The sequence below is a fragment of the Vibrio sp. 10N.286.51.C3 genome (assembly GCF_003050065.1).
Lineage (GTDB): Bacteria > Pseudomonadota > Gammaproteobacteria > Enterobacterales > Vibrionaceae > Vibrio > Vibrio crassostreae.
Genome location: NZ_PIGC01000003.1, coordinates 57,074 through 73,978 on the forward strand (window position 1 = coordinate 57,074; position 16,905 = coordinate 73,978).

The following is a 16,905-nucleotide window of genomic DNA, read 5'->3' on the forward strand; positions in this document are numbered from 1 at the left end:
TGTAAGGGTTATATCACATGCAAGATCCACTATTGAACTCACTGATCTACGTTAGCCGATATTACGGGTTAGCTAACTCGCCTGAAGCGTTGATCAATGGGCTACCATTATCAGACGGAAAGCTAACCCCTTTCCTATTCCCTCGTTCTGCAGAGCGAGCAGGATTGGTGGCGAAAGAAAACCGTTCCGACTTGGAAAAGATACCTCACCTGATTCTGCCTGCGGTTTTACTACTTAAACAAGGTGAGGCGTGCGTTCTCAACAGCATTGATTTAGAAAAGCAAGAAGCGGAAATCATTACAGCGGAAAGCGGAATGGTGCCAATCATCATTCCTGTCGAAGAACTGAAAGAACAATTCATCGGCCGCTACTTCTTGGTAAAGAAACAGTTTCGCTATGATGAACGTTCACCAGAGGTTCTAAAAACACGTAAAGGGCATTGGTTTTGGAGTACCATTTGGGAATCAAAAAACATCTACCGAGATGTGTTGATAGCCTCCATTCTGATCAATATCTTCGCGATAGCCGCGCCAATGTTCACACGCTTGGTGTATGACAAAGTCGTTCCCAACCTTGCCTTTGAAACTTTGTGGGTGCTAGCGAGTGGTATCTTTGTCGTGTTCCTATTCGATTTGCTGCTCAAATTGATGCGAAGCTACTTCATTGACGTTGCCGGTAAGAAATCCGACATCCTCATTTCTTCCAAGCTGTTTAGTAAGGTATTAGGGATTCGTATGGAAGCAAAGCCTGCTTCTGTCGGTGCTTTTGCCAAAAACTTGCAAGAGTTCGAATCAATCCGTGAGTTCTTTACCTCAGCAACCATCGGCTCGTTAATCGACTTACCATTCGCGCTGATGTTCTTGGCGTTGATTTGGTTAATGGCCGGAAACCTTGTATTTGTTCCTGTTGTCGGCGTGGTTATTCTGATCATCTATGCACTGTTAATCCAAGGTCCACTGCGTCGTACTATTGAAGAGGGCTCTCGTCTTGCTTCTCAGAAGTACGCGAACTTGATTGAAAGTTTGGCTGGGTTAGAGACGGTTAAGCTCTTCAGCGCGCAGAGTCAGTTCCAATTCCGTTGGGAAGAAGCGGTTGCGCACATGGCAAATTGGAATATCAAAAGCCGACGCATCACAGACAGCATCCAAAACACCGCCGGCTTTGTTCAGCAAAGTACTAACGTAGGTATGATCATTTTTGGTGTGTATCTCATTGCTGAAGGTGAACTGACTATGGGTGGCTTGATTGCTGCGACCATGCTGAGTGGCCGTGCGATTGGTCCTCTTGTTCAACTGTCTTTGCTTTCTACACGTTATAACCAAGCGAAATCGTCGATGACTCTGATTGAGCAAGTCATGTCGATGCCTGATGAACAAGAAGAAGGCAAACGCTACATTCATCGCCCGATTATCCAAGGTCATATCGCGTTAGACAAAGTGACGTTCCACTACCCTGACTCGCCAGTCGCTTCTATCAGAGACTTAACACTGCATATTAAACCTGGTGAAAAGGTGGCGATCATTGGCCGAATTGGTTCAGGTAAAACGACTCTAGAGCGCCTGATTATGGGCCTGTATAAGCCCACAGAAGGCCATGTTCGCATTGATGACACCGACATGGAGCAACTGCATCATGTCGACGTACGACGCAATATAGGCTGTGTACCGCAAGACAGTAACCTATTCTATGGCTCAGTAAGAGACAACATTACCTTAGGTCGTCCATTGGTCGATGACCGTGATGTAATGGATGCTGCGAACCGTGCAGGTGTTACCGCTTTTACTCAGCAAGATCCAGCAGGCTTAGAACGCCAAGTGGGCGAAGGCGGTGGTTTGCTGTCTGGTGGTCAACGTCAGTCAATTGCCATTGCTAGAGCCTTCCTAGGCCGTCCTCCAGTGCTATTGATGGACGAACCGACCAGTGCGATGGATAACCGTTCAGAAATGCACATCAAGCACCAGCTTAACCAATTGCTACCAAGTGAGACGTTAATTCTGATTACACACAAAACATCGATGTTGGACATTGTCGACAGAGTGATCGTAATGGAGAAAGGCTGCATTATTGCTGACGGGCCAAAAGCGCAAGTTCTGTCAGACTTGAAGCAAGGTAAGGTAAGAGCTGCAAGTTAAAGCGCTCATGTGACTTAAAGAATCTAACTAAATCAATATCAGTGACAAGCAAAGGGGGGAGCATCAGCTCCCCCCCTTTTTTTTATTCGAATATATAGAAAACGGTTCGAACCGATCTAGTCAGAATCATTCAGATTGAGAGTCTTTCAATCACAATGAGATATCTTCTTGTTCCATCTTAAATGAACATTGAATCTCGTATTGATTGAACGAGAATACACTGCCACCATGCGTTCGCTTAGTAGTGACCGTCTCATCACCAAACTGGATCGTCACTCGGGTATACACTTTTTCATGAGCCTCTATGGTGCATTCGGCAAGGTTGGTTTCAAATTCCGCTTCGAGGGTATCCAACTGCGACTTAGTATTTTCAATGGCGAGGTTGTTCTTCTCACGTTGCTGCTCAATTTCTAGGGCTTGCTCTTCGCTTCTCTCAGCTTTCGGGCGCTTCTTAAATTCTAACTCTTGGCGGATCACACCCATGGTTTGCTCTTGAGTGTGTTTATAAGTTTCCTTCAGCTCGGCTATCTTTTGTCGGTAGCCATCGTAGCGTGCAAAACCATGTACCTTGGTTGCGGTGTCTCCCTCAACACCTAAGAACACACATTCTATCTTTCCACCGACTTTGGCTTCGCCACCACTGAGCGTGCCATGCTTTTTCAAACTGTCCATCACGATAAGATTGTTACCACAGCGAATGTCATTACTCATACTGTGCACACCAAGTCGAAGGTCACCGGCGGTTTGTAGCTCGGCATTCTGTGCGTAGCTTGCAGTAATGGAACCTTTACTGAATACCTTACAACTTTTTGGCTCACCCTCTTTGGTGGTGTGGCCGATAATACCTTTCGCGACTTTGATATCTCCCTGAGCTTGAACTTCGGCTGATTCAATAAAACCACCCACCGTGACACTTCCGGTCGCCTTGACGATCATCCCCGGCTCGATGTTGCCAGAGACAAAGACATTGCCTTTGAATTTAACGTGCCCAGTTGAGACATCGACGTTGCTGACACATAAGGCGTCATCCACTTCGATGGTTCGATCTTTAATGATGGGCAATCCAGGGTGTGAGGCGAGTAGTAGATTGGGATCTTCAGGGGAGATGTAGGTACCTTTTCCAGGCTTGATTAAACTGTCTTGTCCAGGAAGCGGTGGGATAACTCGACCTTGGACGGTAAAGCCTGCAATGCCTTTGGTTGCGGGGGTACGTTTCATTAAGTGATCATTTTGACCAACGGTAATGGTTTGTCCCAAATCTCGCATATCGATCTTGCCTTCGTCTTTATTGCGAGGCTTCAAAACTTGGCGAGTAATATCTTCAACCAAAGCGGCAAATTTTGCGTCTTTACCCTTTACGGGTTGTGTCCCCTTGGCGACTGGCTGAGTAAACTTTTCGCCCGGCTTAAGCTTGTTACTCATCATTAATGCTTTTCTGAGCGCTAACTTATTAATTCCTTTTGTTATGTGGGCTTGAGCTAAACAATGAATAATGTCGCTACCACGCAGCGCATGTCCATTATATGGCCCCGTTACCACAAGACTTGCGAGCATCTCATCATCAGATAATTCGACCGTAACATTGGCATTTCGAACTTCTGCAATCAAGATTCCTTCATAAGCTTCCCCCTTACCTTCTTTAGCAAGAGTGACAAAACGCAAAACCTCTTCTTCGAAAATAAAATAGTTTGATGCGTTCAAAGCTTCGAAGGTTGCTGGCAGCGTCTTATTATCAAAGCTTGCGTCGACCACAAACCCAGTTGGCAGACACGCCATCACTTGTTGCTTATCTTCCGACAATGTAACGATGTTATCCCACATTCGAATTGAGTATCCCTAATGACTCAGTTGTTATTCAGTCTATATAATTCGTTCTGCGCTTAGAATCACATTATTAGAATAATCAGCGTCACATCACTTACTTTCGACTCTGCAAACATGACTCATAAATAAGACTGACACATTTTATGATCGGCTTCACCTTTACAAATACATTAGTGAATTTTCCAAGATATTTCGTGCGATTGAATGTTGATACGAGGTTGGGCCAAATAGTAAAGACCAGTAGGTATAAAAGATTAGAGGCTGTAATGGAGAGATAAAACAGAAAGGCTAAAACCGGAAATCCGGGTAAAACCTGATTTCGTTATTGTGTTCCAGTTTACAGTGTAAATCCAAGATTCTAATTTACACTGTAAATCTAATTCGTAGCGGTAAGTTTATTAAAATGATGACCTGTCTATTTACACTGTAAATTTGCTAACAAAACACCGACATCTTTGCGAAACTGACTCTCTGCTTGTTTACGACCAACAAGATTAAACTGCTCGACACAAATCTCCCACTCTTTCTGTTGAACGACCTTTGCGATAAGTAAGTCAGAAACACTGGCTTCTCGATCGTTACTGAGCAGAATCAAATTCAATACGCTGAAGCCAATCGTATCATAACTATTGCCACCGTTTACGTGATTTCTAACTAATTGAGTTTCAAACTCAGTCACGGTTTGTACACTCTTTGGCAGCAGTGCGCGCACAATATCCGTTTCAAGTGAAACTAAAGAACCAGAAACAAGAAAACAGTAGCTACGCTCGAAGTGATTTTGAACTTGGTTAATCCAGCTTTGAGAGCTTGAGTTAAGTGCCTTAACCATCAAAACAGAATGACACCCACTTGCCTGGTCTCGCTGGTGGCCAATATGAACAGGCACAAATTCACTATCACGCCAGAAAGAAATCAAATCACTGGTCGCACCGAAGCTTGTCGCCAGGTAATCTGCTTGGCTGATTTGCTGTGATAGCAGCTTCAGCATCCAACGCCCAATTCCCGAACCTTGATGGTGAGTTGAAACTGCGATGCGCATAACTCGAAGGCAACGACTAGTCGCAGCCTGAGTACAGCCAAGTTGGTTTGCGAGTAAAACAGGAGCCAGGTGACCTTGAGGCCTGCGCTTTCCAAGTTGAACCTGAGTGGTCAACTCTTTATCTAAACCGCCCTCCTCCGTCACCAACATACAACCAAGACATTCATCTTTCTGCCAAGCAGCATATAAATGGATAGCTGGATTATTTAAGAACTGCATTAAGTCGTTCGGCGACGTCTGATAATGCGCATCAACGAGAAGAGAAAAACATTGCTGTAGCTGCTCAGGATTAGCCAAGCATTCTGCTTTTGACAACTCGACCAAGTTTAACTGGTTGCTTTCTTCAGCAGAAAAGCTATCTAACTCATGAACTGCGGAGTCACTTAGCGATACGTCGTTACCAAGCAGGAAGCAATCAAACAACCAAGCTTCTAGTGGATCGTTGTTATTCCAACGAATCGGTTGTTCGAGCTTAAAGCCTTTCCACCCCGGACGATGCTCAGAAAGCCAAGATTCGAACTTAATACCAAACCCTCGTCCACTACCCTCGTAACCGTGTACCGTGGTTGAAAAAACCATACGGTGATAGATATCGACCATGGATTTAAGCATTGGGATTGGAATTGCAGCCGCTTCGTCAACCAATAACAGATCGCAATCAGGCTTAGATTTAAGTAATTCATCTGGTGGGACAAACCTTAAACTTCCACCTTGATAACCAATGTGAGTCGCGTTAATTGCTTCACACGTATCGAGTCCCTGTAACGCATGAGAAAATACCGGCTCAATCGCTTTCACAGACGGAGCGGTAACAATAATATTTAAGCCCTGTCGCTCTGCCAAAAGCTCCGCAGCTGCAATACCCAAAGTTGAGCTTTTACCTCGCCCTCGGTCTGCAGTTAAAATAAGTGGGCGTTTTCGATGTCCTGTGACGACTTTCTTAACTAACTCGACGGCCATTTTTTGCTGTTCGAATTTGTCCAAACCATTTTTAACGCTTTGCTTCTTAGGAAGAGCGTTAGTCGCTTGAGTAACCCCCTCTGCTTCATTGTGCTGTGAAACAGAGATCAGTTTGTCGAAATGGAGTTTTAACCAACGTTGACCAAAGCTCTCGCTATCTTCAGAGCCATCAATTTTTGGCGGCAACACCAACAACAGTCCACCACCGACTAACGAACCGAGCGCGGCACTAAAACCATTCGCATCAAACTGTTCTCTAAAATCACAAACAAGAACTTGGCACTCACGACCAAGCAGTTGTTGGCCTTTTTTTACTGGAACATGAATTACACCTTCAAATGGCGTACCGCCAATCTGGAAGATGCTCGGAGTGCATGAGTCTTGAAGGAAGGTAAAAACAGCAGAGTTTTGCCAATCAAAATCACCTTCAAAGACCACACCGTAACGGTGATCGTTATGTTGAGCAATATTAGAAAGTGTATGCAGAAAAGAGTTGGTTGGGTTTGTCATAGTTAGCGTCCAGATTCATCTAAACACAGTTTATCACAGCCAAATAAAAAGCCGCATAAAGCGGCTTTAGAGTAGGAATGAAAAGTCGTCGACTTAGTCGAGCTTCGATTGTACGAAAGCAAGGATCTCTTCCATTGTCGCATCATCAACTTTCTTAAGGTTCAACGCTAAGTTTGAACCTTTGCGGCTGTATGAAGCACGGCCTTTAATGAGCTCAACTTTTGGAGAGGCTTTCTTTGCTGGCGCGGGTGCCAATTCAAGAATCCAACCTTCCAAAGTTTCTGTCACGTCTTTGGTTAGACGAGTTACGCCTTGAGCTTCACTACGCTGCCAAACAAAACCTTCAGAAGCATCACACTTAGTCAGCAATGTTTGCTGTTGTTCACTCGTCAATCCACCAAACTGCTTGTGCAGTTTAACAATAGTTGGACGACCAAGGTCGCTCACATTTGGGTAAGCTTGTAGCAATTCAAGTGGTAAAGCGGCCGCTTTCAATGCACCACTCACCAAAGCTTCACTACACTGGAACATTTTCGCCAGTGCTTTTTGGTCTTCAGCTTCGCCTTTATCCAGCTTCGCTTGCATCTCTTTACCCTTCTCGTAAAGAGAAAGCGGTTTATGAGCGTTTGCAACATCAGATAAGAACTTAGCATGGTCGCCGTTAATGTTTTCGGCAACATAGATTAGGAACTCTTTGTCAGCCAAAATACATGACATACGACGACGGCTACCATCAAGAACTTCAATCTTACCGTCTTTGTTCTTACGACCAACCGCTGGGTATTGCTGACCACGTTCTTTTAATGTAGTAAGAACATCAGAAAGCGCGTGCTCGTTTAAGAAAGATTGCTCACGAGCATTCTCTTCAAAAACAACCGTTCGAGTTGCGACATCGGCTGCCGGAATACGAACCAATTCAAATGAAACCAACTCTTCGCCCGCAACTGAAAGTTCAATCACTTGAGCCTGTTCTTTGGCAGCAGTTTGCGCTTCTTGAGGCGTTGCTACGCGACGTTTGTTTGCTTTACCAAATAGCTTTGCATTTAAGTCAGATGTTTTAATTGCCATTGTTGTTATCCCTGATTAAGTGAAGGCCAGTTGCTATGTAATACGCGCTCTAATTCTAGAGCACTTTTTTGTACTGCGTCTTGAGCAACAGCTAGAGTTTTCTTACCGCCCTCAAAGTCGCTCACCGTTAGATCGAAAACCGTGCTGTAAGTGTCGGCACAGGTCTCAAAAGCACGGCTTCTTGGAATGGTTGCCATCATGACTTGGTCATTCAGCAGGTAGTTCATTTCTGTCAAAACTGACACCTGTTTCTTGTTGTCGTCTTCAAACATGGTAGGCATTAGACGAACAAATTCTAGCCCTTTCCAATCATCCGGGAACATTTCGTAAACCGTTGGTAAGTGCTGGAAGAAGTTAACCGTTGAAGCCCAGTCCAAACGCTTCGCTGCACATGGAATCAGAAGTGCGTTCGACGCGTACATTGCGTTCCACACTAGAGGGTCAACGTGCGGGCCGGTATCAATCATAATCACATCAAAATCATCGGCAATTTTATCGATAAGCTTCTCTTTCAACAGACGAACAATATCAAGAGATTGATCTTGTGAAAGGCTTTGCCACGCTTCAGCGTTAAACATCGCATCTTCTGGGAATGCAGAAATTGTCTTCAGGTTTGGATACTGAGTTGGCAATAGTACGTTCTTACGAAGAAATTCTAGGTCTACGTCTTGGCCTTCAGGCACGTTATCCAACATGATATCGACGGCAGAATAGATACTGTCGTGCTCTGCCCCACTAATTTGTGGATTTAGGAACAGACGCAAAGAGCCCTGTGGATCCAAGTCAATTAGACAGATACGGTAGCGCTTATCTAAATTCAAAGATAAACAAGCAGCTAAGTGAACCGCTGTCATTGATTTACCCGTACCACCCTTCTGGTTTTGTACGTTGATAATCCATGGCTTATTGTCAGCGTGCTGCTTACGTTGGTGGAACTTTGGCACTTCTGCCGCGTCCATCAACATGTGAGCTTCTGTCAATGAAATCGAGTAATGATTGGCGTTGTTCTTTGTAAACTGATGGCCATCAGCTTCAAGCTTAGTGATCGCTTCATCGAGTTTGCGACGCGTTAAACCAGAACGAGTCTCCATCATAGCTTTAGACATTGGAGGGAAATGTTCATCACTTCGCTCTTCCAAAATAATCTCAATTCGGTCAGCCTGAACTTGTTGAGTTTGTTCGGCTAGCTGATAGAGCTTATCAATCGTTTGTTCTCTTTTCATTGCCAGTTTCCGTAATGATTAACTAAGTACAAATTGTACAGCGATTAACAACAAACACAACAAAAACATGAACATACATTTATGAGTGAAATCACATAAAATAGACTGTATTTTTACAGTTTGATGAAACAGCGGCTAAGACAAACACAAAAAATGACCATTTTTATCATGTATAACCATGCTATTTCTGACATACATTTAAAGTGTTACAGCATCACTTATTTACAATGTAAATGGAATTTCAGCAAAAAATCTTCGGAACGATTGAAATACAATCATAGATTACGGTTGGTGTGATTTGCATTCTAATTTATAGATTTTCGAGCCAATAAAAATTTAAAAGCGCAGAATGGACAAAAGATTCAAAATAGAAGAGAAGCTTGAATGCCAGAAAACAAGATAAGATTAGAGCGTAACCGGAAGAATGATCATGGAATACGTAACGCGTAAGATAATTAATAACGCCAAATTATGAAGCATGATCAAGGCACAAACTTAGCGATATTGATCCAAGTAACTGCACATTAGAAATGATCAACTTCCGGAAAAATGATCAAGTAAATATCGTTCCGGAAGCATATAATTTAGGAGCTAAGTTACGGACAAATGCTTTTGCAATGGGGATTCAACGCCTATAAGGGCTCAACCATTGAAAATTCAATCTACACAGACCAAGAATACACAAACATGACAATTTCATGATCATGCTTCCTAGTTAATACGCACCTGTGCTCAATCCATCAAAGCAATTCATTATCAGCGAATACAGACTAAATTTTGTGCTCAATAGGGTGGGAACGATAAAAAAGTACACTCTCTTGATCATTGTTCCGCTAGATTGGGCGTCAGAAGTGTCCACGGAGACAAGTTAAAAGCGAGTTAGAAACCTATGCTGAATTCCGATCTGTGGATAAGCTGTATAAGTATAATGATCATGCTTTCGAACCAATAATGATCATGCTTACAATGACTTAATGATCATCGTTCTGATGTTCTGTGATCATGCTTTCTTAAGTATAATGATCATAGTTTCGAGTCCTTTATGATCATGCTTTCCAAGCTGATTTATTTTAACACTTTAAATTCAGCAACTTAAAAGCAAACTTACGTCCAGATCATTAGATCACTTAATCATTTAAGATCATATTAATCAAAAAGATCAGTTATTTAAAAGCCAATAAATTCTCTTTATTTATGATCATTCTTTCTTTATCATTCAGGAACTATAGTGAAATTACGGTTAGTGTGATACGGATCAAAAATGAAACCAGAAGAGAAATTGTTAATTAAGGCACGAAGCCACAAAGATGGTCATTTATTTGAGGTATCTGAAACAGCCGTTGAATGGATAGAACAATATCAACACTTCAAAGGTGTCACTAAAAGCATAGTTGAGCTTCTTAATCTAATTTCACTTCGTGGGTTTAGCAGCAAAGACGGGTACGTTTCCACCACTGAGATTATTGAATCAACCGATGGTCAAGTCACTCGCGCAGCCTTACAACAAAGGCTAAGAGCGGCAGTAAATATTGGGTTGTTCAAACAAATCCCCGTTCGCTTTGAAGAAGGCCTTGCTGGTAAAACTATGTTGCATCGCTTTGTGAACCCAAACCAATTGATATCGGTACTGGGTGCCACCAGTTTAGTGACAGAAAGCGTGAAGCAAAATGAAAAGCAAAAACGCTCTAAAGCTCTAGCTCAAACCAAAGTAAACAAGCGCTTACTGAACGAGCATGGACTGAATACACCACCGACAATGAAAGATGAAGCGGATCAATTCATTGTTTCGCCAACCAATTGGGCGGGGATTATTGATCAAGCGTTAGCGCCTCCTAGAACTCGTAAGAGCTACCAGAAATCTATGGTTTCGATCTCCGGCACTCGAGCTGTGATCGAGACACGATCTTCTAAAAATATCATGACAGTTGATGATCTGATGACGCTGTTCGCGTTATTCACGCTTACCGTTCAATATCATGATCATCATCAAGATGATTACCATCTAGACGCTAAACACACACCGAACAAAACACCACTCTACATCACTGACATTTTGTCTTTACGTGGTAAGAAAGATAGTGGCCCGGCACGTGATTCGATCCGCGACAGTATTGATCGTATCGAATTTACGGATTTCCAACTGCATGAGCTTACAGGCCGCTGGCTTAGTGAGAACATGCCAGAAGGCTTTAAGAGTGATCGTTTCCGATTCTTAGCTAGAACCATTACCGCATCCGAAGAAGCGCCTACAGAGGGCTCTGACGGCGAAATTCGCATTAAACCGAACCTATACATACTAGTTTGGGAACCTTCGTTCTACGAAGAGCTGCTAACGCGTGACTATTTCTTCCTATTTCCGCCAGAAATCCTGAAGCAACATACCTTGGTTTTCCAAATGTATTCGTACTTCAGAAGCCGTATGGCACGTCGCCATTCTGATTGCATGTTGCTGAGCGAACTGAATCAGAAATTAGCCCGTAACATCGATTGGCGTCGGTTCTCGATGGATCTGATCCGTGAGCTTAGAAAGTTGGGCGAAGTAGGGGATCATGAAGATACCTTTCTGGTTAACCTTTGGGGTTATCATTTGACGATCACCGCGTTGTTCGAAAAAGGCAAAACGACGGATTATCAAGTAGATATCAAATGTAATGTGGAAGAAGTATTACGATATTCAAGAGCGCGCACTACCAACGCAGGTAAGCGTAATATGGCGCCAACGCTTCCGAACCCACTTCGTAACGAGATGGTGTCTAAGCAGAAACTGGAAGAGCTATCTGAGATTATCGATGGTGAGTTTGAGCCAATTCAGCGTAAAGCACCGTCGCCAAGAGGCAAATTGGGACGTCGAGTTAAGCAACGTAAACACTCTGTTGAGATCAACGCTGACGAGATCATGATTACTCTCTCTAAATATACCTCTGCAGAGGCTCTAGAACGCAGTATAACGGCTTTATCCGCTATGACAGGGCACTCACATGCCTCAATCAAAGAAGAGTGCTCAGAGCTCATTGAGAAGCTTGATTGGTTGAGAGTAGGGGAGGACGTTATCCCATACGAAACACTGAGTCGTTTGATTGAGCTGTACAACGATCGTGATAGCACCAGCAATCGACACTTGTCCATTGAACGTTTGATCTCTGGTTTAGCTGTGCGTCGTAAAGTGTGTAAACAGGTTCACGAAGGTCACCTTGACGAAAACGTGTTCCTTGCGCTCGATGAAATGGCGATTGGCCACTAGTCATTATCCTGTAGCGATAAGCCTGTATTTAGCGCTGATGAATGGATAGTTTTGAACACATTAGGTGCTGATTAAAATCGCACCTAACGCTGACAAAGTGATGACAAAGTAACGCATCCAGTTGATTAATATTTATCCCGAATAGACAACCTTTGTCCTTTCTTATGATTAATAGATTGGCTCATATTTTGTTACATCATACTGAATAGATTTTTGCGAGTTCCTAAGGGACTCGCTTTTTTTTGCCTGAAATTCAGCTAACTATTAAAATTCAATAGCTTACAGAATTAATCGCTGAAGCATGATCAAGGCTAGATCATGCTTTCTACGGATCTAACTTTGATGAGGTCCTGATTTGATGTTTGATCGAGAAGGGCTTGATCAGTGGAGGTGGCGTTGAAGACTACCTTGATCATCGTTTCGGGGATGGGCTGCCATAAAGCGTACATGCGATTCGATCAATCTCTCTGATTCTGCTTTCCAACGTGGTTCTTGCTGTTGGTTCGTAAATTCCAAAGCCAATACACACAAATGTTGTAACCGCTGTGTGCACCACTCTTGTAAGTCCGGTTCTGATTTTGAATCACAGGATACGGCTTGGAGCTTGCTATAGGCAAACATCAGGTATTGGTAGGCCTTTTCTTGATGAGTTGAGTTGCTGGCTTCCTGCGAAGCCAACTCCGGATTCAGTGAGTCCGCGTGGTGGCGATAGAAATTAAAGATTCTCAGGCATCCGTCTAGCCAACATGCGATGCCTTTGCTTTGCTCATCCGTGATCAAGGGCCCCCAGAGAGCATCTGGAGGCGTTAAGATCAAAGGTTCTAACCGGTCCACTTGATCATGCTTTCGGTCTTTGTACCAATCTCCGATCCGATCTAACCAAGTGTCTAGTTCATTCATGCAACGTTATCCCACTGTTTTACAAAGTGATTATCAGCAACTTGTTTGATTTTATGCTGTATTTCACTGCTCTGTTCTCGAATACGATCAGCGTCTATTGAATAGTTTGGCTCATTTTTGACGAGTTCGCCAAACGGCAGATCAGGATCAGGGACGGCAGAGATCAACAGTTTAGTGTATGGGTGTTGAGGATTAGTAAGGATCGACTGGGTTGAGCCCCATTCGACGATCTGCCCTTTGTACATCACCGCCGTCTCTTCTGCGATGTAATGTGCCGTGGCAAGATCGTGGGTTATGTACAAAAAACCTATCCCTAACTCTTTCTTCATTTTCTGCATTAGATTGAGCACGCCAAGTCGAATCGAAACATCCAGCATCGAGGTTGGTTCATCAGCAAGAATAACTTCAGCGCCAACCGCAAGCGCTCTAGCTAGGTTAACCCGCTGTCTTTGGCCGCCACTGAGCTCGTGAGGGTATTTGGCGAGAGTTTCTATGGGTAACTCCACCAGCGTTAATAACTCTTTGAGGCGCTCTGTGAGAGCTTGTTTAGTGGCTACCTGTTTATGGATCTTAAGTGGGCGCGTTAAATGGTGCTCAATGGTGTGAGTTGGATTGAGTGAACCAAAGGGGTCTTGAAAAACCATTTGTACACGGCTGCGATAATCTAAGATATCTTTACGGCTTTTGAGCTTAGAGATGTCTCTGCCTTTGAACAGTATCTCTCCCTCGGTCGCAGGGTAAACCTTGGTCATCAATCGTGCACAGGTGCTTTTCCCGCAGCCAGATTCGCCAACCAGTGCCAGTGTTTTGCCTGCATGTAAGTCAAAACTCACACCATGCAATGCTCTAAAGATCTCTTCTTTGCCAAATCCCCCACCAACAGTGAATTCTTTGACGAGGTTTTTTACTTGAAAAATAGGTTGTGACATAGAGCTCTCCTAGCACGCCGTCGCGTGAGCATGTTCGTGAATATTAGGGAAAGAACTCCATAGCTTTTGGGTGTAGGAGTGCTGCGGGTTGTTGCGAATCTCGTAGGCTTGATTGACTTCAACGATTTGACCATGGCGCATGATGGCAATGCGGTCACACAGTTGGCTCATTAATGCTAAGTCATGAGTGATAAAGAGGATTGAGAAGCCAAACTCCTCTCTGAGTTGGTGTATCTGCTGCAGAATCTCACGCTGTACGACCACATCCAAAGCCGTGGTCGGCTCATCCATGATGATCAGTTTGGGATTGAGCGCGAGAGCAATCGCAATCACTAATCGTTGACGCATACCGCCACTAAATTGATGAGGGTATTCCGTGAGTCGGTTGCGCGGAATATTGACTAGGTCGAGTAACTTCTCTGCGCGATCTTTGGCTTGTTCGTAGGTCATGCCTTTGTGGTGACGCAGCACATCAGCAAACTGCTCTTCGATGGTTAATACTGGGTTGAGTGAATTCATGGCGCTTTGGAACACCATGGCGATCTCACTCCAACGTAAAGTATTCAAATGGCTGTCCGATAAGCTCAGTAGATCTTGCCCACCAAACAGTATCTGACCCTCAGAGATGAAAGCCGGCGGCTTATGCAGACGGTTAATGGCAAATGCGATGGTGCTTTTGCCACAACCGGATTCTCCGGCTAAGCCGAAAATCTCGCCTTGGCCTATGCTAAAGCTTACGGACTTAACTGCATTGAAATCACCGTCATCGGTGATGTAGTCGACACATAGATTCTTCACTTCGAGAAGTGGTTTATCTGAATTTCCCACAGACATGATAAATACTCAGTTATGATATTGATAACCATTATCATTAGCATGTGTTGGATTTAGTGGAAGCAACGAGCACGAAAAGGATGAAGTGCCTCGAAATTTATCTTGGGTTATTTCACGAATTTTCAGCAGAAAAGAAGCATTGAAAGAGGGGGAAATGAGAGTTGGATCAAACCACATTTATTATGGGGAATCTTTTAAATGTAATTGCAGAAAATGGCTTTGGCAAAGTTTAAATGAGGCATTTATTAATTAGCTTTATGAAGCGTCGTAATCATCACACTTCAGTACAGAATTTCTTAACAAGCGAAAAAGCATTTGCTACAGATTACCTGTCCATTACATGGTGCTTTTCGGAGGAAAACATGTCCATTAATTCTATCAACCATGATGAAATGACAAATATTGCAAACAAGTGGGATGCTGAAGAAGAAGTAGCTTTCAAACCAGAAAAGAAAATGAAGTCTGCTGAAGCTCGTCGTCGTATCGAGGCTCTAAGAGAAATTAGAGAAAGCGGTTTGAGTCTGGAAGAAGCGAGGGAGTTAGGTCTTATTCACTAATAATCCCCATTGCATTTAGAAGGGTGGTACCATGCCACCCTTTGATTTATAAGTGTTTCTTTCATAAATCTTATCTAGATTAAATCAATATCTTAGTTATTGACCTCACTGTTCCGCTAAGCTGCTCCCTTTTGACATTACGCTTTTCAGATGAAAAGCACACACATGACATACTCTTGAACTAAGTTGTTTGACAGTAATATGCAACGCCACTAATTTTAAAGTTAAAGCAAAAATATGCGATGTCGTTGGTAGGGAGAAGGCTATGTCGAACTCTGTGGCTCAAGCTGAAGAAGTGTTGTTTTATGAACCAGAAGATCCGAACGGATACCTGTCAAATTTCGCCGCTTGCCCGATCAAGGTGGATGGGCAAGTGTGGGCAACCAGTGAGCACTATTATCAGGCGATGAAGTTTTCTTCACCATCGCTGAGAAACATGATTCTTGAAGCCTGCACACCTGCTGAAGCATTCTCATTAAGCCGACAATACGAAGAGCAGGTTCGAGAGGACTGGTACGATATTCGTGTTGAGGTGATGCGATTCATCGTGACCGAGAAATTCACACAAAACCCGCAGTTTGCTTTGTTTTTAACGAGCACGGGTGATTCGGTGATCAAAGAACACTCTCATAAAGACCACTTTTGGGGGGACGGGGGAGACGGAACCGGTGCAAATCACTTAGGAAAAATCTTGATGGCAGTGCGCCAACAACTTCGTTGATCACATCACATTAAGTACACATTAAAAAGGCCGCTCTAGTTAGCTTGTACGCTAAAAACAGAGCGGCCTTTTGTATTTCTGTAGTTCCGGTATCCGAAGTCGCTAGAGGGCGCTAACGAGCCATAGAGTGACGCTAGAACTATAAGTAACTTTGGACGATGTCATCAAGCTGTCCATCGTCTTTCATTTGGTCTAAACGTTGGTTAATAAAAGTCTCGAGCTTAGGATCCATCTCAGGGTCAAACGCTAAGTGGATGGGGTAGTTATTGATTACTGAACCAAACTCTTGCATCTGGTAGTCGTCGATACTGAGCTTCTGCTCGTTTAAGTTGTATTTGATTCGTGATTCCATTTCTACAAATACGGTATCACCAGGTGCACGGTTAATAACGCGGAATGCAGCCGTATAATCTTTTACTCGGATCTCATTGAGCTTACCTTGTTGTATGTAAGGCTCTAAGTTTGGATATTCAAATCCCACCAGCAATACCACTGCTTTACCATCTAAATCGTCAATCGTATTGAACTCGAACGGCTTTTTACCGCTGCTGAGTAATACGTGTTTTACATTGTAAATCGGGTCTTTAGACAGGTTAACTGATTGGATATTTCCCCAACTAGGGCTGCCATAGGTTACCCAGTTTGGATTCTCTCTAGCATCGAGCTTATCGATCATTCGATTAAATGGGTAGGTGTGGTAGTTGATCTCATACTGGCTGTCATCAAACACGGCTTCAACGATATCCGAAACCATTCCTCTGTGAGATGACCCGTCAGTTTCGATCTGAAAAGGTTGCGCTTGGCTGGCAATAATGTAGTAGTGAAGAGGTTCGCTTGCAAAAGTATAACTGCTTGAAAACAAACTGACTATGGATGCAACGATAAGATGTTTTTTCATAACCTTCCCTAGTTATTTGATGAATGACTACTACTATACTAGTTGAGTAATTGTAGTTTACTAAGATAA

12 protein-coding genes are annotated in these 16,905 nt (G+C 43.5%); 4 read left to right on the forward strand and 8 right to left on the reverse strand.

Translation table 11 applies throughout. The annotated features are described in order from the left end of the window. Positions 1-17 precede the first annotated feature (17 nt). Entirely contained in the window at positions 18-2,132 is a 2,115-nt protein-coding gene (locus tag CWO27_RS03745; protein WP_102480788.1) for a type I secretion system permease/ATPase, read from the forward strand. A 150-nt stretch (positions 2,133-2,282) separates the two neighbouring features. On the opposite strand, the gene CWO27_RS03750 is transcribed toward CWO27_RS03745, so the two are convergent. The 4 genes from CWO27_RS03750 to CWO27_RS03765 form a co-directional block, all read right to left on the reverse strand. Continuing rightward, on the reverse strand, positions 2,283-3,953 hold the full coding sequence (locus tag CWO27_RS03750) for a DUF342 domain-containing protein (protein ID WP_107898569.1): 1,671 nt from the start codon (positions 3,951-3,953) through the stop codon (positions 2,283-2,285). A 418-nt stretch (positions 3,954-4,371) separates the two neighbouring features. After that, complete coding sequence (locus tag CWO27_RS03755) at positions 4,372-6,465, reverse strand: GNAT family N-acetyltransferase (protein WP_107898570.1); 2,094 nt, start codon at positions 6,463-6,465, stop codon at positions 4,372-4,374. Between the two features lie 93 nt (positions 6,466-6,558). After that, positions 6,559-7,533, reverse strand: coding sequence for a ParB/RepB/Spo0J family partition protein (locus CWO27_RS03760; protein WP_102431371.1), 975 nt, complete (start codon positions 7,531-7,533; stop codon positions 6,559-6,561). A gap of 5 nt (positions 7,534-7,538) precedes the next feature. Beyond that, positions 7,539-8,756, reverse strand: a complete 1,218-nt coding sequence (locus CWO27_RS03765; protein ID WP_048660527.1) for a ParA family protein — start codon at positions 8,754-8,756, stop codon at positions 7,539-7,541. Positions 8,757-10,017: 1,261 nt separating this feature from the next. On the opposite strand from CWO27_RS03765, the gene CWO27_RS03770 reads away from it, so the two are divergent. Beyond that, entirely contained in the window at positions 10,018-11,997 is a 1,980-nt protein-coding gene (locus CWO27_RS03770) for a replication initiator protein RctB domain-containing protein (RefSeq protein WP_102479820.1), read from the forward strand. Positions 11,998-12,378: 381 nt separating this feature from the next. On the opposite strand, the gene CWO27_RS03775 is transcribed toward CWO27_RS03770, so the two are convergent. From CWO27_RS03775 to CWO27_RS03785, 3 genes are read right to left on the reverse strand one after another with little or no spacing between them, the layout of a single operon-like run. Then, positions 12,379-12,897 (reverse strand): transcriptional regulator, encoded by a 519-nt coding sequence (locus CWO27_RS03775; RefSeq protein ID WP_102433017.1) that lies wholly within the window; start codon positions 12,895-12,897, stop codon positions 12,379-12,381. Then, a complete protein-coding gene (locus tag CWO27_RS03780) occupies positions 12,894-13,826 on the reverse strand; it encodes an ATP-binding cassette domain-containing protein (protein ID WP_107898571.1) in 933 nt (310 codons plus the stop codon). The genes CWO27_RS03775 and CWO27_RS03780 overlap by 4 nt, the downstream gene beginning before the upstream one ends. A 9-nt stretch (positions 13,827-13,835) precedes the next feature. Next, complete coding sequence (locus CWO27_RS03785; protein ID WP_102433015.1) at positions 13,836-14,660, reverse strand: ABC transporter ATP-binding protein; 825 nt, start codon at positions 14,658-14,660, stop codon at positions 13,836-13,838. A gap of 362 nt (positions 14,661-15,022) precedes the next feature. On the opposite strand from CWO27_RS03785, the gene CWO27_RS03790 reads away from it, so the two are divergent. Beyond that, a complete protein-coding gene (locus CWO27_RS03790) occupies positions 15,023-15,217 on the forward strand; it encodes a PA3496 family putative envelope integrity protein (protein ID WP_048660531.1) in 195 nt (64 codons plus the stop codon). A gap of 190 nt (positions 15,218-15,407) precedes the next feature. After that, on the forward strand, positions 15,408-15,938 hold the full coding sequence (locus CWO27_RS03795; RefSeq protein WP_102433014.1) for an NADAR family protein: 531 nt from the start codon (positions 15,408-15,410) through the stop codon (positions 15,936-15,938). 139 nt (positions 15,939-16,077) lie between these two features. On the opposite strand, the gene CWO27_RS03800 is transcribed toward CWO27_RS03795, so the two are convergent. Further along, a complete protein-coding gene (locus CWO27_RS03800) occupies positions 16,078-16,836 on the reverse strand; it encodes a substrate-binding periplasmic protein (RefSeq protein ID WP_102433013.1) in 759 nt (252 codons plus the stop codon). Positions 16,837-16,905: the final 69 nt, after the last annotated feature.